The sequence below is a fragment of the Streptomyces sp. NPDC046821 genome, from assembly GCF_040645335.1.
GTDB lineage: Bacteria > Actinomycetota > Actinomycetes > Streptomycetales > Streptomycetaceae > Streptomyces.
This window is the reverse complement of record NZ_JBEYYB010000018.1, coordinates 1-23,391: the sequence shown is the minus strand read 5'-3', so window position 1 is coordinate 23,391 and position 23,391 is coordinate 1. Positions and strand designations below refer to the sequence as shown.

25 protein-coding genes are annotated in these 23,391 nt (G+C 69.7%); 15 read left to right on the top strand and 10 right to left on the bottom strand.

What is annotated here, in order from left to right; genetic code table 11:
• Nucleotides 1-132: 132 nt before the first annotated feature.
• Together ABZ893_RS31400 and ABZ893_RS31395 are read left to right on the top strand one after the other, a co-directional pair.
• A complete protein-coding gene (locus tag ABZ893_RS31400) occupies nucleotides 133-612 on the top strand; it encodes a sigma factor-like helix-turn-helix DNA-binding protein (protein ID WP_361410673.1) in 480 nt (159 codons plus the stop codon).
• Entirely contained in the window at nucleotides 609-863 is a 255-nt protein-coding gene (locus ABZ893_RS31395) for a hypothetical protein (RefSeq protein WP_361410670.1), read from the top strand. The genes ABZ893_RS31400 and ABZ893_RS31395 overlap by 4 nt, the downstream gene beginning before the upstream one ends.
• A gap of 18 nt (nucleotides 864-881) precedes the next feature.
• On the opposite strand, the gene ABZ893_RS31390 is transcribed toward ABZ893_RS31395, so the two are convergent.
• The gene (locus ABZ893_RS31390; RefSeq protein ID WP_361410667.1) at nucleotides 882-2,054 is read right to left on the bottom strand and encodes a cystathionine gamma-synthase; all 1,173 of its coding nucleotides are present in this window, start codon (nucleotides 2,052-2,054) and stop codon (nucleotides 882-884) included.
• A 90-nt stretch (nucleotides 2,055-2,144) separates the two neighbouring features.
• Here ABZ893_RS31390 and ABZ893_RS31385 point away from each other — a divergent pair, with 90 nt between their 5' ends.
• The 6 genes from ABZ893_RS31385 (at nucleotide 2,145) to ABZ893_RS31360 (ending at nucleotide 6,839) form a co-directional block, all read left to right on the top strand.
• Nucleotides 2,145-3,242, top strand: a complete 1,098-nt coding sequence (locus ABZ893_RS31385; protein WP_361410664.1) for a hypothetical protein — start codon at nucleotides 2,145-2,147, stop codon at nucleotides 3,240-3,242.
• Nucleotides 3,243-3,333: 91 nt separating this feature from the next.
• The gene (gene msrA, locus ABZ893_RS31380) at nucleotides 3,334-3,999 is read left to right on the top strand and encodes a peptide-methionine (S)-S-oxide reductase MsrA (RefSeq protein ID WP_361410662.1); all 666 of its coding nucleotides are present in this window, start codon (nucleotides 3,334-3,336) and stop codon (nucleotides 3,997-3,999) included.
• Nucleotides 4,000-4,224: 225 nt separating this feature from the next.
• On the top strand, nucleotides 4,225-4,725 hold the full coding sequence (locus ABZ893_RS31375) for an SAV_915 family protein (RefSeq protein ID WP_361410659.1): 501 nt from the start codon (nucleotides 4,225-4,227) through the stop codon (nucleotides 4,723-4,725).
• A complete protein-coding gene (locus tag ABZ893_RS31370) occupies nucleotides 4,725-5,024 on the top strand; it encodes a DUF6317 family protein (protein WP_361410656.1) in 300 nt (99 codons plus the stop codon). The genes ABZ893_RS31375 and ABZ893_RS31370 overlap by 1 nt, the downstream gene beginning before the upstream one ends.
• Nucleotides 5,024-6,313: a hypothetical protein gene (locus tag ABZ893_RS31365; protein WP_361410653.1), complete on the top strand. Its 1,290-nt coding sequence runs from the start codon at nucleotides 5,024-5,026 to the stop codon at nucleotides 6,311-6,313. Before ABZ893_RS31370 ends, ABZ893_RS31365 begins: the two co-directional genes overlap by 1 nt.
• Nucleotides 6,291-6,839 (top strand): hypothetical protein, encoded by a 549-nt coding sequence (locus tag ABZ893_RS31360; protein ID WP_361410650.1) that lies wholly within the window; start codon nucleotides 6,291-6,293, stop codon nucleotides 6,837-6,839. Before ABZ893_RS31365 ends, ABZ893_RS31360 begins: the two co-directional genes overlap by 23 nt.
• Nucleotides 6,840-6,958: 119 nt before the next feature.
• Here ABZ893_RS31360 and ABZ893_RS31355 read toward each other — a convergent pair whose 3' ends face one another.
• On the bottom strand, nucleotides 6,959-8,011 hold the full coding sequence (locus ABZ893_RS31355; protein ID WP_361410647.1) for an NAD(P)-dependent alcohol dehydrogenase: 1,053 nt from the start codon (nucleotides 8,009-8,011) through the stop codon (nucleotides 6,959-6,961).
• Between the two features lie 139 nt (nucleotides 8,012-8,150).
• Here ABZ893_RS31355 and ABZ893_RS31350 point away from each other — a divergent pair, with 139 nt between their 5' ends.
• The gene (locus ABZ893_RS31350) at nucleotides 8,151-9,131 is read left to right on the top strand and encodes a helix-turn-helix transcriptional regulator (RefSeq protein ID WP_361410645.1); all 981 of its coding nucleotides are present in this window, start codon (nucleotides 8,151-8,153) and stop codon (nucleotides 9,129-9,131) included.
• A gap of 66 nt (nucleotides 9,132-9,197) precedes the next feature.
• Here ABZ893_RS31350 and ABZ893_RS31345 read toward each other — a convergent pair whose 3' ends face one another.
• The 3 genes from ABZ893_RS31345 to ABZ893_RS31335 all read right to left on the bottom strand — a co-directional run bounded on the left by ABZ893_RS31345 (nucleotide 9,198) and on the right by ABZ893_RS31335 (nucleotide 14,630).
• Entirely contained in the window at nucleotides 9,198-12,518 is a 3,321-nt protein-coding gene (locus tag ABZ893_RS31345) for a S8 family serine peptidase (RefSeq protein WP_361410642.1), read from the bottom strand.
• A gap of 218 nt (nucleotides 12,519-12,736) precedes the next feature.
• Complete coding sequence (locus ABZ893_RS31340) at nucleotides 12,737-13,987, bottom strand: Ig-like domain-containing protein (RefSeq protein WP_361410639.1); 1,251 nt, start codon at nucleotides 13,985-13,987, stop codon at nucleotides 12,737-12,739.
• A 286-nt stretch (nucleotides 13,988-14,273) separates the two neighbouring features.
• Nucleotides 14,274-14,630: a hypothetical protein gene (locus tag ABZ893_RS31335; RefSeq protein WP_361410636.1), complete on the bottom strand. Its 357-nt coding sequence runs from the start codon at nucleotides 14,628-14,630 to the stop codon at nucleotides 14,274-14,276.
• Nucleotides 14,631-14,739: 109 nt separating this feature from the next.
• Here ABZ893_RS31335 and ABZ893_RS31330 point away from each other — a divergent pair, with 109 nt between their 5' ends.
• Nucleotides 14,740-15,015, top strand: coding sequence for a hypothetical protein (locus ABZ893_RS31330; protein ID WP_361410633.1), 276 nt, complete (start codon nucleotides 14,740-14,742; stop codon nucleotides 15,013-15,015).
• Between the two features lie 7 nt (nucleotides 15,016-15,022).
• Here ABZ893_RS31330 and ABZ893_RS31325 read toward each other — a convergent pair whose 3' ends face one another.
• From ABZ893_RS31325 to ABZ893_RS31310, 4 genes are all read right to left on the bottom strand, one after another.
• Nucleotides 15,023-16,174: a GGDEF domain-containing protein gene (locus ABZ893_RS31325; RefSeq protein WP_361410629.1), complete on the bottom strand. Its 1,152-nt coding sequence runs from the start codon at nucleotides 16,172-16,174 to the stop codon at nucleotides 15,023-15,025.
• Between the two features lie 65 nt (nucleotides 16,175-16,239).
• Nucleotides 16,240-17,031: an enoyl-CoA hydratase-related protein gene (locus ABZ893_RS31320; protein WP_361410626.1), complete on the bottom strand. Its 792-nt coding sequence runs from the start codon at nucleotides 17,029-17,031 to the stop codon at nucleotides 16,240-16,242.
• Between the two features lie 40 nt (nucleotides 17,032-17,071).
• Nucleotides 17,072-18,184, bottom strand: a complete 1,113-nt coding sequence (locus ABZ893_RS31315; protein ID WP_361410623.1) for an adenylate/guanylate cyclase domain-containing protein — start codon at nucleotides 18,182-18,184, stop codon at nucleotides 17,072-17,074.
• Nucleotides 18,185-18,546: 362 nt separating this feature from the next.
• Complete coding sequence (locus tag ABZ893_RS31310; RefSeq protein ID WP_361410620.1) at nucleotides 18,547-19,407, bottom strand: biotin--[acetyl-CoA-carboxylase] ligase; 861 nt, start codon at nucleotides 19,405-19,407, stop codon at nucleotides 18,547-18,549.
• 220 nt (nucleotides 19,408-19,627) lie between these two features.
• On the opposite strand from ABZ893_RS31310, the gene ABZ893_RS31305 reads away from it, so the two are divergent.
• The 4 genes from ABZ893_RS31305 to ABZ893_RS31290 all read left to right on the top strand — a co-directional run bounded on the left by ABZ893_RS31305 (nucleotide 19,628) and on the right by ABZ893_RS31290 (nucleotide 22,365).
• Nucleotides 19,628-21,229: an acyl-CoA carboxylase subunit beta gene (locus tag ABZ893_RS31305; protein WP_361410617.1), complete on the top strand. Its 1,602-nt coding sequence runs from the start codon at nucleotides 19,628-19,630 to the stop codon at nucleotides 21,227-21,229.
• Nucleotides 21,230-21,260: 31 nt separating this feature from the next.
• Complete coding sequence (locus tag ABZ893_RS31300; protein ID WP_361410614.1) at nucleotides 21,261-21,470, top strand: acyl-CoA carboxylase epsilon subunit; 210 nt, start codon at nucleotides 21,261-21,263, stop codon at nucleotides 21,468-21,470.
• A gap of 71 nt (nucleotides 21,471-21,541) precedes the next feature.
• Nucleotides 21,542-21,670 (top strand): hypothetical protein, encoded by a 129-nt coding sequence (locus ABZ893_RS31295; protein WP_361410611.1) that lies wholly within the window; start codon nucleotides 21,542-21,544, stop codon nucleotides 21,668-21,670.
• An 86-nt stretch (nucleotides 21,671-21,756) separates the two neighbouring features.
• Nucleotides 21,757-22,365 (top strand): nucleoside triphosphate pyrophosphatase, encoded by a 609-nt coding sequence (locus tag ABZ893_RS31290; RefSeq protein ID WP_361410608.1) that lies wholly within the window; start codon nucleotides 21,757-21,759, stop codon nucleotides 22,363-22,365.
• A 65-nt stretch (nucleotides 22,366-22,430) separates the two neighbouring features.
• Here the strand turns inward: ABZ893_RS31290 and ABZ893_RS31285 are convergent, their stop codons facing one another.
• The gene (locus tag ABZ893_RS31285; protein WP_361410605.1) at nucleotides 22,431-22,904 is read right to left on the bottom strand and encodes a hypothetical protein; all 474 of its coding nucleotides are present in this window, start codon (nucleotides 22,902-22,904) and stop codon (nucleotides 22,431-22,433) included.
• Between the two features lie 356 nt (nucleotides 22,905-23,260).
• On the opposite strand from ABZ893_RS31285, the gene ABZ893_RS31280 reads away from it, so the two are divergent.
• A partial coding sequence (locus ABZ893_RS31280) for a biotin carboxylase N-terminal domain-containing protein (protein WP_311593543.1) occupies nucleotides 23,261-23,391 on the top strand: 131 nt, incomplete at its 3' end.

Genomic DNA, 23,391 nt, shown 5'->3' with positions numbered 1-23,391 from the left:
GGTTCACGGGCCCCGGGGCGGCCGCCTCCCGGCTCTTGACCCCACGCCCCCGCCCGCCCTCAATGGAAACCGGGTCCCCCTCGCGCGGCAGCGGGGGCCCGTTCCGTCGGTGAGTGTCCGGCTGGAGGTGCGGTGCGAGAACGGCGCGCGTCCCAGGACGCCCGCCGTGCCCAGGAGTTCGAGGCGTTCGTCGCGGGCGCGGCAGGGCGGCTGCTCCATGCCGCGACGCTGCTCACCACGGAACCGCCCGACGACAACCCACGCGCGCGGAAGCTGCTGACAGGAGCGCTCGCGCGGACCTACGCCTCATGGGACCGGCTGCGCGGCGAGGACCCGTACGACCGTGCCCGCAAGGAACTCGCTCTGCCGTTCGCCCGCGCGGCCTGGCACCGGCACCGCGGTCATGGGGGCGTCCTGCGTCACCTCGGCCCCCAGGAGCGGCTGATCCTCGTACTGCGCCTCTACGAAGGCGTCGGTGAGGAGCAGGTGGCCGCCCTGCTGGGCCTCCCCGTGGAGCGCGTACAGGCGATCCACGCGCGCGCCGTCGCGCTCGTCCTGCACCCGCCGCGCGAACCCGCGCCCTCGCGGGCCCTGGAAGGGGCGCCGTCATGAACGCGCAGGCCCGTATGGAGCGCGAGGTCCGCGCGATCCTGGACGACGCCGTCCACAGCGTCGTACCGCCCGAGATCCACCCCGAGGCGGTGCGCCGGGGGACGCGGATCCTGCGCCGCAGGAGGGCGCTGCGGCGGCTGGGATGGCTGGCGCTCGGCCTGGCGGTGACCGCCTTCTTCGTATGGGCGTCGCTGGCCAGGCCCTGGGTGGAGCCGCCGTCGCGGACGACTCCACCGCTCACGGGCTGGTGAACCGGTTCAGCCGAGTGCTCAGCCGAGCGCCTGCTGAAGGTCCGCGAGGAGGTCGTCGGCCGACTCGATGCCCACGGAGAGGCGTACGAGGTTGCCGGGCACCTCAAGTGCCGACCCGGCGACCGACGCGTGCGTCATGCGACCCGGGTGCTCGATCAGGGACTCGACGCCGCCCAGGGACTCGCCCAGGGTGAACAGCTTCGCCCGGTCGCACACCGCGACGGCCGCTTCCTCGCCGCCGTCGACCAGGAACGACACCATGCCGCCGAACGCCCGCATCTGCTTGGCGGCGACCTCGTGACCGGGGTGCTCCGGAAGGCCCGGGTACAGCACACGCGTCACGCGCGCGTGCCGCGTCAGCATGTCGGCGACCTTCGTCGCGTTCTCGCTGTGCCGGTCCATGCGGACGGGCAGCGTCTTGATGCCGCGCAGCACGAGCCACGCGTCCATCGGCCCGGCGACCGCGCCCATCGCGTTCTGGTGGTACGCCAACTCCTCACCCAGACCGGCGTCATTGACGATCAGCGCGCCGCCGACGACGTCCGAGTGGCCGCCCATGTACTTCGTCAGGGAGTGCACGACGACGTCCGCGCCGAGCGACAGCGGCTGCTGGAGGTACGGGCTCGCGAACGTGTTGTCGACGACGAGCCGCGCGCCCGCCTCGCGCGCGACCTGCGCGACGGCGGCGATGTCGGTGATCCCGAGCAGCGGGTTGGACGGCGTCTCGACCCAGATGACCTTGGTCTTCGGGGTGAGCGCGGCGCGCACGGAGGCCGGGTCGCTGGTGTCGGCGACCGACCATTCGACGCCCCACCGCGAGACGACCTTCGCGAACAGCCGGAACGTGCCGCCGTACGCGTCGTTCGGGATGACCACGTGGTCGCCGGGGGTGAGCAGCGTCCGCAGGAGGCAGTCCTCAGCGGCGAGCCCGGAGGCGAACGCGAGGCCACGGCTGCCGCCTTCGAGTGCGGCGAGGTTCTCCTCGAGCGCGGTCCGGGTCGGATTGGCGCTGCGGCTGTACTCGTAGCCGCCGCGCAGACCGCCGACGCCGTCCTGCTTGTACGTGGAGACCTGGTAGATCGGAGGAACCACGGCGCCCGTCAGGGGATCGGCCGTGTTGCCCGCGTGGATGGCCACTGTCTCGAACCCGTGACCGCCGTGGGCGCTCTGGCTGTTGTGCGTGTCGCTCATGCGGCCCGAGCGTAGTGCGGAGCGGGCCCGGCGGCGGCCGTTCCGGGGCTGGTTCGCCAATTGTCGGACCCGTCTGGTTCGCTTGTGGGCATGGGAATTCTCTGGGGGCTGATGGCAGTGATGCTGGTGGCGGCGCTCGTGCTGCGCAGGCGCGGCGGGATCCGCCGGGTCGCGCCGGGGTCGCCGGACGCCGCGGACCCGGCGGACTACGGCTTCGTACGCCAGGAGGACCTGGACGTACGCCTCCCGGGCCCCGACCAGGACCTGCTGGACGTCATGGCGGTGGTCCAGCGGAATCAGGACTTCACGGCCGCCGCGCAGCTTCTCGCCGGCACCGGCAAGGAGACCGAGCAGCGCTGGGAGCGGGTGCAGGCCGTCGCCGGGGCCGCCGCCCTGGAGCTCGCGCAGACGCCGCGGCTCGGCGCCGGATGGCTGCACGCGTGGCGTGCCCAGGACCCCAAGGACCCGGGCGGGGCACAGGTGTTCGCGGAGTTCCTGGTGCAACAGGCCTGGCGGACGGCGGGCGGTGAGGACCAGGCCGACGAGCGGCGCATCATCCTCGAAGAGGCGAAGTCGGCCTGCGAGGCGGCGGCGCTGCTCGCCCCGGGCGATCCGGTCCCGCACATCACGCACCTTGCCGTCGCCCGCGGGCTCGACTACTCCCAGCACGACTTCGAGCAGCTCTGGCTCAAGATCCTCGACACGGCACCCGGGCACATGGGCGCCCATCTGGCCGGTCTGCGGTACTGGTGCGAGAAGTGGCACGGCTCCCGTGAGCTCGCGTTCTCCTTCGCCGAGGCGGCCGCCGCGCGCGCCCCGCAGGGCTCGCTCCTCGCCGCGCTCCCCCTCTTCGCGCTCCACGAGCACCTGCCCGACGTAAATCTGGTGCGCACCTTCTACCAGAGCGAGGTCGTCACCAAGTCGGTCCACGGCGCGCTCTTCGCGGTCCAGGGCGCCCGCGCCGACGACCCGATGGTCGCCCACGTCCGCCACCTCCTGGTGTTCTTCCTGGTCCGCTGCGAGCGCTGGGCCGAGGCGATGGAGCAGCTGCTGCACGTCGACGGCCACGTGGGCGCGCTCCCCTGGACGACGGGCCCGGACCCGGCGGAGACGTACGCCGTGTACCGCGCCCTGGCGGTCGCGGGCTACGAGGCGAACGGCGGAAGCCCGGCGACGCTGCGGCACTGAGGGCTGTTCTGGAATGCCGGCGCCTTCTCGTACGTTGACGGGGAGGCGCCCGGCAACACCGGTGCGCGCGCAGCCTTCCCAGGAGGACCCCATGCTCTTCGGCCGTACGACGCCCCAGATCCCGACCCCGGACCAGGCCCTCAAGGGGCGGGCCACCCGCGAGTACGAGGTCCCGTCCCGGCACACGGTCCTCGGCAACGCGCTCCTGGGCCCCTACCCCGACGGCCTCGAGGTCGCCGACTTCGGCCTGGGCTGTTTCTGGGGCGCCGAGCGCAAGTTCTGGCAGACGCCCGGCGTGTGGACGACGCTGGTCGGCTACCAGGGCGGCTCCACCCCGAACCCGGTCTACGAGGAGGTCTGCTCGGGCCTGACCGGCCACACCGAGGCCGTCCGCGTCGTCTACGACCCGGCCGAGGTGTCGTACGAGCAGCTTCTGAAGGTCTTCTGGGAGTCCCACGACCCGACGCAGGGCTTCCGCCAGGGCAACGACGTGGGCACGCAGTACCGCTCCGCGATCTACACCCACACCCCGGCCCAGGCCACGTCGGCGGAGGCGTCCCGCGCGTCCTACCAGCAGGTCCTGACGGGCGCGGGCCACGGCACGATCACCACAGAACTCCTCCCGGCGGACACCCGCGAATTCTTCCCGGCCGAGGGCTACCACCAGCAGTACCTGGACAAAAACCCGGCAGGCTACTGCGGCATCGGCGGCACGGGGGTCTCCTGCCCGATCGGCGTGGCGAAGACGGAGGGCTGACAGCCCCGGGCGACCCGTAAGAACGTACGCGCGCCGGACCCGCGACCTACAGCTGCCATTCCGGTCATCGAATGGTCAAAAGGCGGCAAGGTGGCGGGAAAGGCGCCGTATGTGTTCGGCATGTGGTCCCTGTAGCGGGTGACATAGCGGGATTTGCTCTCTCCTTTGCTGGCTAGTGTGACGGAACGAAAGCGTCCGCAGCGAGGGGGAGAGAGAGTGGTGGAGGTGCCCATACGTTCGCGGCTTCTCGACTTCGTCGGGGACGCCGAGGCAGTGCCTCCCACGGGGGGTGACAACAACCCCCGGCACGGACGTTCACGGCTCCTCGACTACGACGGCGGCATCGACCCGGGTGTGCCCGCGCACGCCGACGGGGCGGGCCCGAAGCCCGGTGTCCCCGCGTACCACACGGCCGTGTTCGTACCGGCCCATCCCCGCTACGCCGACATCGCGGACGCAAAGGGCCACCCCGCCCGCGTTCCCCTCATCGCGTACGAGCTCTTCGCGCACCCCGAGGACGGAACGGTGGCCCTCGCGTTCACGACGCTGGAGAAGCTCGTGTCCGCGCTCGGCCCGGCCCAGCCGTGGATCGCCGCCTCGATCGGCCCCCTGGCCGAAGGGATGCGCGAGCACGGCGCCCGCGTCCGCCTCGACCCCGAGGTGGCCCCGGGACACCACAACTGGCAGGAGGCCGACCTGGCCACCTACGCCCGGGAGGTGTCCTGATGGCCGACCTCAAAGTGGTCATGAGCGACCTCACCTCCATGGCCGGCACCTTCCACCGCGAGGCCGGCCACTACCGCGAACTGCACCCCCAGGTCGCCCCGCCCCTGGCCGACGGGGGCGACGCCGGGCTCGATCACGCCCTCAAGGAGATCGCCGACCTCATCGTCGCCCTGCACATCGGCTTCGCCGACCGGCTCGACGACCACGGCGACAAGGTCACCGCCGCCCGCGACTCGCTGCGGCGGCACGACATCGACGTACACGGCCTGTTCGAGGATCTGATGGCGGGCGAGGGCTGATGGCCGACAGCTGGGTCGGCGGCGACATCGGCGGGCTGCGCACGATGGCCGAGACGTACCGCAACGCCAAGAAGGCGCTCGAAGGCGTCGTCCATCCGCTGAGCGACGCCGTGGACGCGCTGGTGCACGACGCGGGCTGGCAGGGCGACGCCGCCGAGAGTTTCCGTGGCGCCTGGAGCGAGGACGCGCTGACGGCGGGCGCCTTCGCCGGCCTCGTGCACGACGCCGGCGACATCCTCGGCACCCTCGTCGACGCGCTCTCCGCCTGCGACACGGCACTGAAGAACGCCGAGCACATCGCCACGCGCAAGGGCGTCCCCATGGGCGACAAGGGCGTTCCGCAGGCGTTCGTCACGGCCGATCCGCCGAGCGCCGACGACCAAAAGGCGCTGTCCGCCGCCGCGGAGTACGACACGGCGCGCAAGGAAGTCCTCCGCACGGCCCAGCACGCGCGGCTCGTCGCCGCCGACGGGCTGCGCGGCCTGTATGCCCAGGTCACCGACAAGGTCTCCCCTGGCGACAAGGTCACCCTCGCCGACTATCTGCGCGGCCTGTACGCCTACGACGCGGAGGACGCGCGGGCCGGCGGCAAGGAGGCCCGCTCGCGGATCGACGACGCCAAATCGGAGGAGCAGGCCGCCAAGAAGGAACTCCGCAAGGAGCGCAAGGCGTTCCAGCGCGAGGGTCGCGCCCTGCCCGACGACCTCCCCGCCAAGAGCGCGTATCGCGACGCCGTCGCGGGCGTCGAGTCGCTGGAGCAGGACATCGCCCGCGCCGATCACGGCAGTACGGCACTGCCCTACGACCGCGCTCTGAACGTGAAGCTGACCGACGCCGCGGACGCGCTGCGCGTCGGCGAGGGTGTGGAGAAGCTCCCGGACTTCCTCAAGGAGATCCCGGTCCTGGATGTCGCCGCCGCCGGCGCGTGTGGTCTGCTGGAGGCGTCGGACGACCACGACAAGGGCTGGTCCTGGCAGCACTCGGTCGCCGTGGACGGCGGTGCCAACGTCGGCGGCCTCGTCGCCGGTACGGCCATCACCGCGGGCCTGGTGGCCGCCGCGCCCTTCGACGTCCCGGTCGCCGTGGTGGCCGGGGTCGGCGGCGCGGTCGTGATCGGCGCGACGGGTGTCATCGACCACGCCTTCCACGAGCACTGGAGCGAGGACATCCACAAGGACGGTGTCGTCGGCGGTGTGCTGCACGGCACCAGTCATGTCCTCTCCCAGACCGGGGACGACTTCAAGCGACTTGGGAAGGATGTCTGGGGTGGCATCAAGAGCATCTTCTGACGTCCCCGCCGCGGGGGCCTCGCCCGTGCCGGGCGGAGGCCGCATTCCGGCGCTGCCCGGACTAGGGACCACTTGGTACGAGCGTGGGGCGCGGTACTGGATGCAGCGCGCCTGGACCGGTGTGCTGTGGGTGGCTGTTCTCGCGTTCTTCTGCTTCGTCTCGGTCAGCCTCTACGAGGGGTTCCGTGAGGTGCTGCCGGGCGGTGTGCGCGGCGGGTGGGACATCGCGCAGGGCGTAGCGGGGTGCGTGGCTCTCGTGTGGGGGTGGGTCGTGCAGCGGCGTGGGCATCGCAAGGCCCTCGCCGATCCGCCCGCCCCGGGCCGGGCGCGCGCCGCACGGCGTGACACCGCCGGGCGCTCCACCGGTCTGGCGGTTCTCGGCCGTGCGCTCATCGTGATCGCGGCTCCCGTCATGCCGGCGTTCGCCGCGTTCTGCGTGGGCTGGTGCGTGGCGGCGCTGACCGTCCGCGAGTACCCGACAGAGGTCGGCGCACGACGGGCGATGGAGGGCGGCAGGGCCGGGTGACGGCGACGGTCGCAAGGCCCTCGCCGATCCCGCCGGCCCCGGGCCGGGCACGCGCCGCACGGCGGGACGCACCCGGCCCCCCCTCCTCACAGACCTGAGGTCAGATCACAGACCTGAGGTCAGATCGTCGCCGCGTCGATCACGAACCGGTACCGCACATCGCTCGCGAGCACCCGCTCGTACGCCTCGTTGACCTGGCTCGCCTCGATCAGTTCGATCTCCGCGCCGAGGCCGTGCTCCGCGCAGAAGTCGAGCATCTCCTGGGTCTCGGCGATGCCGCCGATGGCCGAGCCGGCGAGGATCTTGTCGCCGCCGATGAGGGAGAAGAGGCTGAGCGCGATCGGCTCCTCGGGGGCGCCGACGTTCACGAGGACGCCGCCGGTCCGGAGCAGGCTCAGGTACGCACCGAAGTCGAGCGGCGCGGACACCGTGGACAGGATGACGTCGAAGGTACCCGCCAGCTCCTGGAACGTCGCCGGGTCGCTCGTCGCGTAGTAGTGCGCGGCGCCCAGCTTCAGGCCGTCGTCCTTCTTGCGCAGGGACTGCGACAGCACGGTCACCTCGGCGCCCAGCGCGTGCGCGATCTTGACGCCCATGTGGCCGAGCCCGCCGAGGCCGATCACGGCGACCTTCTTGCCGGGTCCCGCGCCCCAGCGCTTGAGCGGCGCGTAGGTGGTGATGCCCGCGCAGAGCAGCGGCGCGGCCTCGTCCAGAGCCAGGCCGTCGGGGATGCGGACGGTGTAGTTCTCGTCGACGACGACGGCCTGCGAGTAGCCGCCGAACGTGGGCTCGCCGTCCTTGCCGATGTCGTTGTACGTGCCGACGGTCCCGCGCAGGCAGTGCTGCTCCTGCCCGGCCAGGCAGTTCTCGCACTCACGGCAGGAGTCGACGAGGCAGCCGACGCCGACCCGGTCGCCGACCGTGAACCTGGTCACGCCGGAGCCGACCTCGCTGACCACACCGGCGATCTCGTGGCCGGGGACCATCGGGAAAATTCCCTCGCCCCAGCCGTTGCGGGCCTGGTGGATGTCGGAGTGGCAGATGCCGGCGAACTTGATGTCGATGCGTACGTCGAACTCGCCCACCGGGCGGCGCTCAATGGTGGTGCGCTCCAGCGGGGCCTTGGCGGAGGGTGCGGCGTAGGCGCCGACGGTGGTGGTCTGAGCTGTCATGCGTTCCAGAGTGCCCCACCTGGGGGTACGCGGCGGCCCCAGGGCCGTGCCCCGCTTTGCGTACGCACAGTGGTCCTACTACTGGCGGGGTCAGGCAGACGTTCGTACGACCAGGAACGCTCCGGTGATACTTGAGGTCATGGACGATCAGGGCAGCCCCGAGACCTCGGACACCGCCCACACCCCGGCCACCCCGGCCCCCACAGGCACCCCGCACACGCCCGCCGCCGAACCCCTCGACCGGCGCTCCGAGCTCAGCGAGTTCCTGCGTACCCGTCGCGCCCGCCTGAAGCCCGAGGACGTGGGCCTGCCCGACTTCGGCCGGCACCGGCGCGTCCCGGGCCTGCGCCGCGAGGAGCTGGCGCAGCTGGCGGGCGTCTCCGTCGCGTACTACACGCGCCTGGAACAGGGCAACGGACGCAACGTGTCGGCGGAGGTGCTCGACGCGATCGCCCGGGCCCTGCGGCTCAGCAGCGCGGAGCACGCCCACCTGACGCATCTCGCGAAGCCCAAGCAGCACAAGAAGCGGAAGCGCTCCGGCAGGCCCGCGCAGGTACGGGTCGCGCTGAGCCAGCTCCTGGACACGCTGGACGGCGTACCCGCGTACATCAGCGGGCCGCGCTCGGACATCCTCGCGTGGAACCGGATGGCGGCGGCGCTGTTCGGCGACTGGGGCGAGCTGCCGCCGCGCGAGCGGAACTGGGCGCGGCTCGTCTTCCTCTCCCCCGCCTACCGCGACCTGTTCCTGGAGTGGGACTCCAAGGCGTCCGACGTGGTCAGCTATCTGCGGCTGTACGCGGGCTGCCACCCGGACGACCCGGACCTGTCGGCGCTGGTCGGCGAACTCTCCGTCAAGAGCGAGGAGTTCAGGCGGCTGTGGGCGACGCACGACGTCAAGGAGAAGTGTCACGGCGTGAAGCAGATGCGGCACCCGCTCGTCGACGACCTGACCCTGTCGTACGAGACGCTGCAACTCCCGGACGACGAGGAGCAGTTCCTGGTCCTGTACCACGCGGAGCCGGGCTCCCCGTCTGCGGAGGCGCTGCGCCTCCTGGCGAGCTGGGGCACGGACGCGGTACGGGCGGCGCAGGCGGCAGACACGGCCCGCAACGACGCCTGACCCCGGAAGAACAAGGGCGACCCGCCCCGGCCGCAAAGCCAGGACGGGCCACCACTCAACCGACAACTACTTCCCGTAGTACGCGTTGTAGATCGAGATCGTCGACTTGTTCCCCTTCGTGTCCGCGATCTTCGCGTGGAACGAGACGCCCTCGCCCTTCGCCGGATTCTTCACGCTGACCTTGCCGTTCTTGACGGTCAGCTTCTTCCAGGTCTGGCCGTAGTCGTACGACACGTACACGGACAGCGACTTGAGGTTCTTGCCCGCGGCCGCGCCCGTGACGGTGACCGGGACCGACTGCGCCTTCCCGGCGGGGACCCGGCTGTCGAGACCGACCGCCGCGTTGAAGCGCACCGTGGACAGCGGCAGCTTCACCGACTGCGCCGACGACGCCGGCTTCTTCGAGCGGAACGTCCAGCTCGCGTCGATCCGCGTGGACGCCGCCGCGACCTTGACGCTGCGCTTGATGGACGTCGTCAGCTTGTACTCGGCGTCGCCGGACGTGACCTTGAACGACTTGTCGCCCACCAGCGGGTCGTCGTTCTCGCCGACCTTGGTGCTGCCCTTGTAGAGCGTGGTCTTCACCGAGAGGTACTGCGAGTAGCCGGCGTGGGTCTTGCCGTCGGCGTACATCGGCAGGTTGCCGTAGATCTCGTTGCCGTCGCGGTAGACGCCGTAGTCGCCGCCGATGCGGGGACCGAAGACGGCGGTGTTGAACGTCTTCGCGTACGTCTTGCCGGCCGCGAAGGTCTGCGGGTTGCCCAGCGTGTAGCCGGCCTCCTCGGTCGGGAAGCCGTCGCTGTCCTCGGGACCGTTCTGCGAGAAGTCCAGGCCCCACTTCACCTTGTCGCCGGTGGACAGGTGCAGGGTCCGGGTGCCGGGGAGCTTCTGGTCGACGGCGACCGCCCAGCCTCCGTCGCTGACGGGCAACATGCCGTACGCGGTGAGCGCGCCGGTCTTGTTGCTCGCCGCGCCACCGAGACCGACCTTGACCGTGGCCAGGTCACTCGCCTTGTAGTGCTTGGTGTAGCCGGTGGCGAGCTTCTTCACAGTGCCGCCGGACACGGTGTCGTACTCGGTGTCCGCGCCCTTCGTCCACGCCCCGCTCCACTGCTGCTGGAGCTGGATGCCGGACGCCTCCGGGCCGAGGCCCGCGGTGCGGAAGTTGGTGTACGAGTCCAGGATCCAGCCGTACGCGAACGTGCCGTCGGCGGTGTCGACGGAGAACTCGGGCGCCGCCAGGGCACCCTTCGCGGCGGCGTCGGGGACGGTGATGGACACCGGCTTCGTGGTGCGCGCGTCGAGCGTGACCGTCGTGTTCTTGGTGACGTCCAGCTTCGGCTGCGCCAGCCAGTCGGCGCCCTTCGTGAAGTCCTCGGGGTCGGCCGCGAGGAACTCGTTGAGGAGGTAACTCCCCTTGGGGACACGGACCTTGGCAGTCCCCGACTGCGGGTCGTAGGCGTAGTAGGACGCACCCGCCGTGGCGCCCTTCAGAGACGTCAGGCTGGTCTCGTAGCCCTGCGCGTCCTTGCCGTCCCGCCCGATGTGCTTGAGCGTCACGTCGTACGACTCGGCCTCGCGCTGCACGGCGGCGGCCGTACGGACGGACTGGCCGCCGCCCGTCGCCACGACGTACGCGGAGTACGCGCCGTCGGCCGTGCCGCCGAGCCGGGTGTCCGCGGTCAGGTCCACGGAGGCGGTGCCGCCCGCCGGGACGGTCACCTGCGCCGCGCCGAGCGTGAAGAAGCCGGCCGGGGCGGGCTTTCCGGTCGGACCGGTGCCGGACGCGGTGAGGCCGAGGGTGACGTCCTTGTCGCCGGTGTTGCGGTACGTCACCTTCTTGGTGAGCGGGGTGTCGTCGGTGTGCGGCCACTGCGCGACGCCGAAGCTCACCGAGACGGGCTCGGCGAACACGGTCTGCGCGATGGCCTTGTCGACCTGGATACGGCCCGAACCCTGCTCGAACGGCGTGTACGCGCCGCCCTTCGCGGACCCGGTGAGGACGCCCTTGAGCTGGGCGGACGTCCAGTCCGGGTGCTCCTGCTTGAGGATCGCTGCGGCGCCCGCGACGTGCGGGGTGGCCATCGACGTACCGGAGATCGTGAGGTAGCCGGCGGGGTTCTCGCCGACCTCCTTGTCGATGACGCTGCCGGGAGCCGCGGCGGCCGTGATGTCCACGCCGGGGGCGGTGACGTCGGGCTTGACGGCGCCGTCGCCGACGCGCGGGCCGCGGCTGGAGAACTCGGCCAGCTTGTCGTTGTCGTCGACCGCGCCGACGGTCAGGGCGGCGTCCGCGCTGCCCGGGGAGCCGACGGTCGAGTCCCCGAACTCGCCCTCGTTGCCCGCCGCGATGGCGAAGAGGATGCCCTTCTCGGCGGACAGCTTGTTGACCTCGGCCTCGAGCGGGTCGATCTCCGGGGTGTCGCCGCCGCCCAGGCTGAGGTTGACGACGTCGGCGCCCTGCGAGGCCGCCCACTCCATGCCGGCGATGATGGACGAGTCGTCGCCGTAGCCGTCGTCGCTGAGGACCTTGCCGTTGAGGATCTTCGCGCCGGGGGCCACGCCCTTGTACTTGCCGCCGGACTTGGCCCCCGTACCCGCCGCGATGGACGCGACGTGCGTGCCGTGGCCGAAGCGGTCCACCGCGTCGGCGGCCTCGGAGAAGTTCTGCTCGGCGACGACCTGGCCCGCCAGGTCGGGGTGGGTCTTGTCGACGCCCGTGTCGAGGACGGCGATCTTGACGCCCTTGCCGTCGTAGCCGGCGGCCCACGCCTTGGGGGCGCCGATCTGCGGCACGGACTTGTCGAGGCTGGCCTTGCGGACGCCGTCGAGCCACACGTGGCTGATGCCGGAGGCGGCGGCGCCGTTGGAGTCCGTGAGGGCGCTCCACAGCTGCCGGGCGTCCTGCTCGGGCGTGGTGACGGCGTCCGCGTTGAGCGACTTGAGCGTCCTGCGGACGGTCGTGTCGCCGGCGTCGCGCACATCGGCCCTGGCCGCGGTGGCGGAGCCCTTGTAGCCGACGATCACCTTGAGGCCGTGCTTCTGGGCCTTGCGGTTGGCCGACTTGGACAGCTCGGTGACGTCGAAGAGCCGCTGGTCGAGCTTGCCGCTCGCGACGAGCCGCTGCGCGTCGGCGGGGACCACGAGGGTGTGGCCGCCGACGGTGCGGGTCTGCGCGGGGATGTGCTCGCGGCCCTTGGCGTGCTGGTACCCGACCGGCTTCCCCTTCGCGTCGAGCGTGACGCGATCACCGGTGATGAGCGTGATGTGCTGCTTCGGCCCGGACTTCGCGGCCTCGCCGGACGAAGCCGCCGCTGCGCTCGGCGCGGCGACGGCGGCCGGAGTGGTCAGACCCGCGGCGAGGACGACAGCCGCCGCGGCGGCCACGGTCCCCGCACTGAATCTTTTTACGGTTATTCGCTTCCGTATGTGCAACTTTCCCCCTGGTGACGGTAGTTCACCGACAGGAGACGCCGAACGGCCCCCCTGCGTAGAGATATCGCAGGAGGGCCGTCGGTTGCACCGGGTTGCGCGGGAATCCAGCCGGAAATCAGCTCGCCGTCATACGACGGTCAGCCGGATACGGCGTTCGTCCGAGCGTCAGATCAGACCGCGGAACCGGCCGTCCACTGCGCCCAGTCCATGTTCCAGCCGTTGAGGCCGTTGTCGGGCTGGATCGTCTTGTCGCCGGTGTTCTTCACGATGACGACGTCACCGACCATGGAGTTGTCGTAGAACCAGTAACCCGGCGTGTTCTTGTCGTTGGCACCCTTGGTGTCGGACAGGCCGACGCAGCCGTGGCTGGTGTTGACGCCGCCGAAGATCGACTTGGCGCCCCAGTAGTTGCCGTGGATGAAGGTGCCGGAGCTCGACAGACGCATCGCGTGCGGCACGTCCTTGATGTCGTACTCGCCCTTGCCGTCGGTGCCCTTGAAGCCGACCGTCGAGCCGTCCATGCGGGTCTCCTTGAACTTCTCGGAGATCACCATCTGGCCCTGGTACGTCTTGTTCTCCGGCGAACCGGCCGAGATCGGGATGGTCTTGATGACCTTGCCGTCGCGGGTGACCGTCATCATCTTGGTGTTCGCGTCGACCGTCGAGACCTGGTTGCGGCCGATCTTGAAGGTGACGGTCTTCTGCTGAACGCCGTAGACGCCGTTCGAGCCCTCGACGCCGTCGAGCTTCAGGTTGAGAGTGACGGTGGAACCGCCGGTCCAGTACTCCTGCGGGCGCAGGTCCAGGCGCTGGTTGCCGAACCAGTGGCCGACGACCTTCTGGCCGCTGCTGGAGGTGACCGTGATGCCCTTCTGGACGGCGGCCTTGTTCGCGATCGCCTTGTCGAAGTTGATCGAGACCGGCATACCGACACCGACGGTGGAACCGTCCTCGGGCGTGAAGTTGCCGATGAAGCTGTTGGCCGGCGAGACCGTCGTGAACGAGGCGTTCTCGTGGGCCGTGCGGCCGCTGGAGTCGTTCGCCTCGGCCGCGATCTTGTAGACGGTGGCGCGCTGGAGCTGGCCGGCGGGCTTCCAGCTCTTCTTGTCAGCGGATATCTGCCCCTGGACCGCGGTGCCGTCGGCGGTCGTCATCTGCACGTTCGTGAGCGTGCCCTTGCTGACGGTGACCTTGGCGTCGTTGTTGATGCCGGCGTTGTCGGAGCCGTCCTTCGGGGCGATCTTGATGAGCGCCGCGGACGTCTTCTGCGCGGCGGCCTCGTCGACCTGGGCCTGCGACTTCTTGCCGCTTTCCTCGGCCGCGGCCTTGCTTCCGCCTCCGCTGCACGCAGAGATCATCAGCACTCCGCCGACCAGGGCGGACGCGGCCATCAGACCCTTGCGCCGCTTACTGTCCGTCATCACACGCTTCTCCATCGTCGCCAACTTTCCCCAACAACCCCGAAACCCCCGAAGGGCCCCGACCCCCGACAAGGGGATCCCCGTACCCCATGTAACGCCATGACCGGTTCGTCCCGTTCCAAATCGGCCCCCGATGTGGGGGACGCCACGTCGGAACCCTCGTGACCAGGCGTGCACCAGTGATAACAGAACTTCTCCGACACCCCCGCCTGAGCCGGGACGACGAAACCCCGGCCGGCGGTTGCCGGCCGGGGTTCCCGGTCCTGCTCTTCCGATCCGCAGTCGCCTAGCCGCGCGACCCGTCCGGGCCGCCGAAAGCGTCGTCTGATGCGTCATCATCCACGTCGAGGTCCCAGTCCGGCGAATCGGGGTCGTAGTCGACCGGCTCGCTGGACCAGGAGGCCTGGACGAGTTCCACCCCGGGCACGTCACCGACCAGGTCGAACGGGTCGACCAGATAGGCGAGCGCCTCCGCCTCGTCCTCGTTGACGGCCGACACGGCATGAGCCCGCTCGTCGGCCGGCATGTCGACGTCGTCGGCGATGCGCTGCAGCGCGGCCCCGGTGATCGCGGCGCCGTCCTCGATCTCCAGGACCAAATCGACGCGCAGCCGAACAAATCGTGATGTCTCAGAGGTGCTCATACGACGGAGGGTAAGCCTCGGGCCTCCCGTGACTTTCGTGTGACCCGCACCTTTCACTAACATCGGCTCACACGGCCAATTCGCCAGCGCCACAAGGGGGATCGATTCCGTGTCCGCCGCACGACGATCGCTGTACACCGCCACCGCAGCAGGGACGCTCCTCGCTGCCCTGTGGTTCGTACCGTCCGCCACCGCGACGCCCGAGAAACCAGCGGAGGCAGACCAGCAGCAGACAGCGGTACACACCCGGTCCGGCGCCCAACTCCGCCTGGCCGACACGGGTTCGGTGGACACCACCCCGTACCTGATCGGCGGCACGGCGTTCCTCGGCATCGGCGTCGGCTTCCTGACGTACTCGACGAGAAGAAGCCGTACGACGTACTGAGCAGCTCCTAGTACCCCGAGTCCCGCCCGCGAATACGCCGCCGCTCCCCGTCACCCAGGGGCGGCGGAGGCGAGTCGGCGAGCCGCACCACGGGGTCATCGGGCCCATCGCGCCCGGCGACAACAGGCTTCACGGCCCGCAGAGCCTTGGCCCGGTACTGAGCAGCATCGGCAAGCCGAAAAAGCCGCCGGGCACTTCGCACTTCCCCAATGGGATCCCCGGTAGAAGCGATCCCGCACGCCACACCATCCCCCAGCTCCAACTCCAGGGCGCGCAAGCACAGTTCCTCCCCGGCGCGCACCACATCGTCAGCGTCAGGCCCAACCGCCACCAGACAGAACTCGTCCCCACCGAGCCGAGCGGCGAGGGCCCCCGGCAGCATGGCCCCGCACAGCGACAGCACAGACCCGAACCGTTCGAGCAGCCGATCCCCCACGGCATGGCCCAACGAGTCATTGACGCGCTTGAGCCCATTCAGATCACACACGACAAGCGAAACAACGTCCCCCTTCTCTCGATGCGCCTCGATGGCCTCATCGAGGCGCATATCAACGGCACGCCGATTGGCGAGCCCGGTCAGCGCATCCGTAAAGGCAAGCCGCCGGGCCTCCTCAAGCCGCTCGGTCTGCGCAATTCCGGCAGCGGCCACAGCGGCAAGAACGGTCGCAAAAGCAGCGTCCTGAGCCCCGAAAACCTCGTCCCCATCGGGCCGGGCGACATACAGCTCACCCCAGGCCCGCCCATGGAGAACCACAGGCGCGACGACACAACACCCACGCCCACGCCGGCGCAGGGCGGCAACGCGCTGATGGCAGTACCCACCACCGCGTACGTTCCCGGCGGCGGTCTCCACCCAGGCGCGGGGAGCACCGCCGCCGGCCCACTGCTCGTGCAGGAACTCGGTGATCTCGGGGAACTGATGGACGGGATAGGCCTCGTCCTCGGGAAACTCGACCTCACCCTCGGCGCGGTCGCCCACGTTCACCAGCACACGCAACCGCCCGCGCTCGCGCTCCCACACGGACAGCGCGGCGAACGTACCGGACAGTGCGCGGCAGGCCCCGAGGGCCGCGGCGCGCCAGGACTCACGCGGAGACTGCGCCGCGGCCATTCCCTGCGCCATCGCGACCACGGCCCGCAACCGGACTTCCTCTCCCATAACCCAAGATTAGGAAAGAAAACCCCAGCTCGATACATTCAGGGCGCGTACGCGGGCATAAATATTCATTCACCGGGCCACTGGGGCGCCCGCTTCTCGTTGAAGGCGGCAACGCCCTCGGCCCGGTCCCCCGAGAAGGCGACAGCCCGCCAGGCGGCATCCTCGACCTCGAGCCCGGCCCGCAGATCAAGCCCCTGACCAAGCCTCAGAGCCCGCTTGGCAGCCCGAAGCCCGACAGGCGAATTGGCAGCGATACGACCGGCAAGCTCAAGAGCCGCCTCCCCATCGCCCCCCTCCCCCACGACCTGATCGACAAGCCCAAGAGCCAACGCCTCCCGAGCCTCGACCCTCCTCGCCGAGAAGATCAACTCAGCGGCCCGAGCACCCCCCACCCGCCGAGGCAACAACTGAGTACCGCCACCCCCCGGAATCACACCCACGGACACCTCAGGCAGCCCCACGACAGCAGTCTCATCAGCAACGATGAGATCGCAGGCAAGAGCAAGCTCGTACCCGCCCCCGAGAGCGAACCCATGCACGGCGGCGACAACAGGCATAGGAAGCTCGAGCACACCCGTATAAGCCCCCCGAGCGACAGGCCGCTGCCGAACAAGCTCAGCGTCGGAAAACGAATTCCGCTCCTTCAGATCAGCCCCGACACAGAACGCACGAGGCGAAGAAGACGAAAGAACGACAACACGAGCATCACCGTCCCCTGCCAGAAAGGCACACGCCTCTCCAACACTCACGGCCATGGCGCTGGAGACAGCGTTCATGGCCTTGGGCCGGTCGAGAACGAGCTCGGCGACGAACCCGTGCCGTCGCACCTCGACGAACTCCCCGAACCGCTCGCTCACAGGACCTCCCGGTTAACGTCAGTTAACAGCGGGAGGGATCCTAGTTCGGCCGCCGCGTAAGAAGCCAGGGCTCGACGACACCGAGCCCCCTGACAGGCCGCTGCCACATGGGCTGAAGGGCGAAGCGATACGAGGGCGCGTCCTCCCCCTCCTTCTCGGCAAGAGCAGCAGCCTCAGCCTCAGAAACAGGAGCGGCCCCACCCCTCTGAAGCTCCTCAGCAAAGGCCCCATCAACGAGCACAGCATCACGAGGAGCTATAGAAGTGAGCCGACTGGCAAGATTCACGGTCGTCCCGAAGACATCGCCCATCCGGGTAGTGACGGTCCCGAAGGCCATCCCGACCCGCACCTCGGGCATGGTCTCGTCATTGGCCATGGTCTCGATGAGCCGCAGAGCGATCTCAGCAGCGATCCCGGCATCATCGGCGGCGTACAAGACCTCATCACCCAGAGTCTTGACCAACCGCCCCCCATTGGCGGCGACAAGATCAGCAGCGGTGGTCTCAAAGGCCTCCACCAGCTCCCCGAGTTCCTCCTCCTCCATCCGCCGGGTAAGCCGAGTGAACCCAACAAGATCGGCAAACCCGACCACCAGCCGCCGATCGACCATCTCCTCATCATCGGCGGCCTGCACCACACGCCCGGTAGCCGCAGCAAGCTGCCGCCGCCAGACGTACACAAGGAACTCTTCCAGCTCAGGCAGAAGCAGTTCCATCAGCGGGTAGGTGACCTCAGTCCGGGTCATCCCGGGCTCAGGAGGCTCAGTAAGCCCTTCCAGAAAAGAATCGATCTGCCACTCAGCAAGCCGAGCAGTGGTCTGCCCGGTGGACCGAGCGACCTGAACAGCCATGGCCTCACTCAACAGCCCAGCCTCAACAAGACCGGCAAGCCGCCGCAGAGCAAGCACATCAGCTTCAGTCAGAGCCTTGGCCTGCCCGATATCGGCAAACCCCATGGCACGCCAGAACCGAGAGGCGAGCTCCATGGAGACACCAGCGCTGCGGGCGGCCTGAAACGGCGTATACCGCCGCTCGGCACCAAGAATGAGCTGCTCAAGCCGGAGGGCAAGCGGATCATGCCCGCCGGCACCGTCCTCGACAGACTCGATGTCGGATGGGGTGCCCGCGCCGGAGCCCGAGTCGTCGACGGTCACGCCTGCTGCCCTTCCGATCTGCCGCGGTCATGTATCGACCGGCCTCAACTTTACGGCAGGTGTGCCACAGCTCACTCCCACATCACACCTGATCACCCCCGATCAGCCGCGTACGAGAAGGCCCAGGGGCCAAAAGGACCCACCACCGGCGGAAAGCCGCGTACGAAACGGGAGGGGCCGCGGGGGCATGTGCGCGCGGAGCCACCAGCACCACACCCACGTGAAGCCAACCCCACGTAAACCCGTAGAACAGCGAGCACGTACATGCCCCCGCGGCCCCGCACCCGAAAGAACGCCGTCCCCCACCGGCAAAAACAGCCCGAAAAACCAAAGGCCCCACAGCCCACTGGGCTGCCCCGGGATCACCGCAGATGAACGATGTCCCCAGCCCCCACAGGCTGCCGCTCCCCACCCGAGGAGGCGATGACAAGCCGCCCGTCCCCATCAACAGCAACGGCCTCCCCCACAAGCTCACTCCCCCCAGGAAGCTCGGCCCGCACCTGCCGCCCAAGCGTGGCGCACCCCGCGGCATAGGTCTCCTGAAGCCGGGACACGGCAGGATCCCCACCGGCGGCCCGCCACCCGACGTACCGCTCCTCGAGCGACCGAAGAACGGCCCGAAGCAAGGTGTCCCGATCAGTGGAGACGGCCCCCGCCAGAGCCAGCGACCCGGCCCGAGCCACAGGCAGCTCATCAGCGCGGAGCGAGACGTTCAGCCCCACGCCCACGACAACCCCGTCCCCGGCCCGCTCGGCAAGGATGCCCCCGGCCTTGCGCTCATCGCCGTCGACGTTCACCAGCAGGTCGTTGGGCCACTTGAGGGCCGTATCGACACCGGCGGCACGAGCAAGCCCCGTAGCGACGGCGACCCCGACGAGCAGCGGAAGCCACCCCCACCGCTCGACGGGCACACCGTCACCAGGCTTCAAGTAGACGGAGAAGAAGAGCCCGGACCGAGGCGGAGCGGTCCACTGCCGGTCGAGCCGCCCCCGCCCGGCAGTCTGCGACTCGGCGACGAGCACGGCGCCCTCGTCGGCCTTCCCACCAGCGGCGAGGGCGACGAGATCGGAGTTGGTGGACCCGGTGGCGGAGACAACGTCGAGGGAGGACCACAGCCCTCCCCGCACGAGGCCACGCCGCAAGGCTGAAGCGTTCAGGGGCGGCCGGTCAAGGTCCGTCCAGGGCTGGTCAGCGTTGTCGTCTGATGCATTTCGGGGCGTCATGCAACCCACCCTAGGTGTGGTAAACGCCGCACTGCCGAACGGTATGGGCGCCACTACGCTACGAGTCGGTAGCCCCCATCCCCACCGCGCCAGCGCCCGCGCCCGCGCGCACGCACGTACCGCCCGCCCGCACCCACCACCCCGCACGCAGGCACGCACCACCCCCGCACTCACCCCACGTACTCACGCCACCATTGAGCAGCCAGGGAGCCGCATCCCGATGTCCGTTCCGGAAGAGCCCAACGTGTCCAGCGCCATTGACATCCACACGACCGCGGGCAAGCTCGCGGACCTGCAGCGCCGGATCGAAGAGGCCACCCACGCCGGCTCCGCGCGCGCCGTCGAGAAGCAGCACGCGAAGGGCAAACTGACGGCGCGTGAGCGCATCGAACTGCTCCTGGACGAAGGGTCGTTCGTCGAGCTCGACGAGTTCGCCCGCCACCGCTCCACCGCGTTCGGCCTGGACGAGAACAAGCCCTACGGCGACGGCGTCGTCACCGGCTACGGCACGGTCGAAGGCCGCCCGGTGGCCGTCTTCTCCCAGGACTTCACGGTCTTCGGCGGCGCCCTTGGCGAGGTCTACGGCCAGAAAATCATCAAGGTCATGGACTTCGCCCTCAAGACGGGCTGCCCGATCATCGGCATCAACGACTCCGGCGGCGCCCGCATCCAAGAGGGCGTCATGGCGCTGGGCATGTACGGCGAGATCTTCCGCCGCAACACCCACGCGTCCGGCGTGATCCCCCAGATCAGCCTGATCGTCGGCCCCTGCGCGGGCGGCGCGGTCTACTCCCCGGCGATCACGGACTTCACGGTCATGGTCGACCAGACGAGCCACATGTTCATCACGGGCCCGGACGTCATCAAGACGGTCACCGGCGAAGACGTCGGCTTCGAGGAACTGGGCGGCGCCCGCACCCACAACTCCCGCTCAGGCGTGGCCCACCATATGTCGGGCGACGAAAAAGACGCGATCGAGTACGTCAAAACCCTCCTGTCCTACCTCCCCTCGAACAACCTGTCCGAGCCCCCCGCCTTCCCCGAAGAGGCGGACCTGGAGCCCACGGACGAGGACCGCGAGCTGGACACGATCGTCCCGGACAGCGCGAACCAGCCGTACGACATGCACAACGTGATCGAACACGTCCTGGACGACGCCGAGTTCTTCGAGACACAAGCGCTGTTCGCCCCGAACATCCTCACCGGCTTCGGCCGAGTAGAGGGCCACCCGGTCGGCATCGTCGCCAACCAGCCGATGCAGTTCGCCGGCTGCCTGGACATCGACGCCTCCGAAAAGGCGGCCCGCTTCGTCCGCACGTGCGACGCGTTCAACGTCCCGGTACTGACCTTCGTAGACGTCCCCGGCTTCCTCCCGGGCGTCGACCAGGAACACACCGGCATCATCCGCCGCGGCGCCAAGCTGATCTACGCCTACGCGGAAGCAACGGTCCCCCTGATCACGGTCATCACCCGCAAGGCCTTCGGCGGCGCGTACGACGTCATGGGCTCCAAGCACCTCGGAGCCGACCTCAACCTCGCCTGGCCCACCGCCCAGATCGCCGTCATGGGCGCCCAGGGCGCCGTCAACATCCTCCACCGCAAGACCCTCGCGGCAGCGGACGACGTCGACGCGACCCGAGCCCAGCTCATCCAGGAGTACGAGGACACCCTCCTCAACCCCTACACCGCGGCCGAGCGCGGCTACGTCGACGCCGTGATCATGCCCTCCGACACCCGCTCCCACATCGTGAGAGGCCTCCGCCAGCTCCGCACCAAGCGCGAATCGCTGCCGCCCAAGAAGCACGGCAACATCCCCCTCTAAGCCCCCCGACCCCACCCGCCGGAGCCACTCCATGATGATCAAGGTCGTACGGGGCAACCCCACCCCCGAAGAACTCGCCGCCGCCCTCGCGGTGGTCCAGGCCCGCGCGGCGCTGATGGTCGGCACGCCCACCGGCACCGCCCGCACCCGCGACTCGTGGGCCGACCCGGCCAGGCTGGCGCAGGCCCGCCGCCCGTCCCCGGGCCCGGCGAGCTGGGCCCGCACGTACTGGCCCGCGTAGTTCTTAACGGCGGGTGCGCTTGAGTACGCGTACTCAGGCGCACCGGCCGCAGCCGCAGCAGTATCGGATCCATGCTGTGGTCGGACCCGGAGAACGAGCCCCCCGAGGAGCTGCGCGAGACGCAGGAGATGCTGCGCCGCGCCGGGGTGCTGCTCGCGCTGGCGATGGTGGTGGCGATGCTGGTACTCGGCATCGTCTGATCACAAACGACGGGCCCGTCCGAACGCGAACCCTGAGCCCGGTCCGAACGTGACCCCCGGCCCCCGGCATGTGGAACCCTGGCCCCATGAGTGATCCACGCCGCCGTCTCGTCCTCGCCTCCCAGTCCCCCGCCCGGCTGGCCCTCCTGCGCCAGGCCGGCCTCGCCCCCGAGGTGCTCGTCAGCGGGGTCGACGAGGACGCAGTGAAAGCCCCCACCCCCGCCGAACTGGCCCTCGCGCTCGCCGAGGCGAAGGCGTCCGTGGTCGCGGCGAAGCCGGAGGTGCACGGCGCCCTGGTGATCGGCTGCGACTCGGTCCTGGACATCGACGGCCAGGCGCTCGGCAAGCCGGCCGACGCCGAAGAGGCCACGGCACGCTGGAAGTCGATGCGCGGCCGCGCGGGCACCCTCCAGACGGGCCACTGCGTGTACGACACGGCGACGAACCAGTACGCGTCGGCGACGGCTTCGACGGTGGTCCGTTTCGGTGAGCCGAGCGACGAGGAGATCGCCGCGTACGTGGCGTCGGGCGAGCCGCTGCACGTGGCGGGCGCGTTCACCCTGGACGGCCGCTCGGCTCCGTTCATCGACGGCATCGACGGCGACCACGGGAACGTGATCGGCCTGTCCCTGCCGCTGCTGCGCCGCCTGCTGGCCCAACTGGGCACCAACATCACGGACTTGTGGACGAACTGACGAGCCGACGCCGAAGAGGGGGAGCTGCCGGCGGCGGCTCCCCCTCTTCACGCTCACGGATCACGTCACGCGGGCTGCGGCGCCCCGTTCCCGCCGGCGGCCCCGTCGGCCGGCCCCTCCGTCCCCGTACCGCTCCCCGCGCCGCCGTCCTTACGGTCGTACGCGACGAGCGTCAGCACGATGAGCCCGAGCACGACCATCATGAAGACGAACGCGAGCCAGCCGACGAGGCCGATCGCGAACGCCCCGAGCAGCCCGTGCACGACGGCCGCGCTGATCAGCAGGATGCGCCCGAACCCGCCCGGCGCGCGGTCGCGCACGGCGCTGCGTACGAGGACGAGGGCGCACAGCACGAGATAGAGCCCGAAGAGCCCGCCGCCGATCCACGTGGAGACGGTCATGGCGCGGGGGTCGAGCCCGGCCAGCGACATCTTCTGGCTGTCCACCACCAGCCCCAGAAACCAGTTGAGCAGGGCGATACCGATCGCCTCCGCGAAGAGGACGATCGCGGCCACCCACGCCACCGGTCTACGAGCCACCGGAACCCCACCCACTTTCGACTGCTGTTACCCCTAGTACGTACAAGACCTCGCGAACGCTACTAACGGGTAAAGCGCGGGACAAGGGTTCTGCCGGAGGCAAAGAATCGTTGGGCCATTCGTAGGGACTCCACAAAGAAACGTAGGGGCGCGCAGCGCCGTCTCACAGAGACCTAGCCCGCTGTGGCGGGCTAGGGTTCCAAGAGGGAAGGCTGGGCACCCGGGCGCCACAAGGGGTTTCATCACTTGAGGGCGCCTCGAATAGCACTCTGTGTGGGCAAGCTCACTCACGGGGACGGGTCGTAAGCCCGTGTCGGCAGTCCCTAAACTCGGCTTGTTTCAAGGAGGGAGCCATCGTGCGCAAGGTGCTCATCGCCAACCGTGGCGAAATTGCTGTCCGCGTGGCCCGGGCGTGCCGGGACGCCGGGATCGCGAGCGTTGCCGTCTACGCCGATCCGGACCGGGACGCTCTGCACGTCCGCGCGGC

Coding starts and splice junctions, on each gene's coding strand:
- msrA (WP_361410662.1), top strand. CDS start 3,334: ATGCTCTTCGGCCGTACGACGCCCCAGATCCCGACCCCGGACCAGGCC.
- ABZ893_RS31340 (WP_361410639.1), bottom strand. CDS start 13,987: ATGACGGACAGTAAGCGGCGCAAGGGTCTGATGGCCGCGTCCGCCCTG.
- ABZ893_RS31390 (WP_361410667.1), bottom strand. CDS start 2,054: ATGAGCGACACGCACAACAGCCAGAGCGCCCACGGCGGTCACGGGTTC.
- ABZ893_RS31290 (WP_361410608.1), top strand. CDS start 21,757: ATGAGTGATCCACGCCGCCGTCTCGTCCTCGCCTCCCAGTCCCCCGCC.
- ABZ893_RS31325 (WP_361410629.1), bottom strand. CDS start 16,174: ATGGGAGAGGAAGTCCGGTTGCGGGCCGTGGTCGCGATGGCGCAGGGA.
- ABZ893_RS31350 (WP_361410645.1), top strand. CDS start 8,151: ATGGACGATCAGGGCAGCCCCGAGACCTCGGACACCGCCCACACCCCG.
- ABZ893_RS31295 (WP_361410611.1), top strand. CDS start 21,542: ATGCTGTGGTCGGACCCGGAGAACGAGCCCCCCGAGGAGCTGCGCGAG.
- ABZ893_RS31300 (WP_361410614.1), top strand. CDS start 21,261: ATGATGATCAAGGTCGTACGGGGCAACCCCACCCCCGAAGAACTCGCC.
- ABZ893_RS31335 (WP_361410636.1), bottom strand. CDS start 14,630: ATGAGCACCTCTGAGACATCACGATTTGTTCGGCTGCGCGTCGATTTG.
- ABZ893_RS31365 (WP_361410653.1), top strand. CDS start 5,024: ATGGCCGACAGCTGGGTCGGCGGCGACATCGGCGGGCTGCGCACGATG.
- ABZ893_RS31395 (WP_361410670.1), top strand. CDS start 609: ATGAACGCGCAGGCCCGTATGGAGCGCGAGGTCCGCGCGATCCTGGAC.
- ABZ893_RS31305 (WP_361410617.1), top strand. CDS start 19,628: ATGTCCGTTCCGGAAGAGCCCAACGTGTCCAGCGCCATTGACATCCAC.
- ABZ893_RS31370 (WP_361410656.1), top strand. CDS start 4,725: ATGGCCGACCTCAAAGTGGTCATGAGCGACCTCACCTCCATGGCCGGC.
- ABZ893_RS31385 (WP_361410664.1), top strand. CDS start 2,145: ATGGGAATTCTCTGGGGGCTGATGGCAGTGATGCTGGTGGCGGCGCTC.
- ABZ893_RS31310 (WP_361410620.1), bottom strand. CDS start 19,407: ATGACGCCCCGAAATGCATCAGACGACAACGCTGACCAGCCCTGGACG.
- ABZ893_RS31355 (WP_361410647.1), bottom strand. CDS start 8,011: ATGACAGCTCAGACCACCACCGTCGGCGCCTACGCCGCACCCTCCGCC.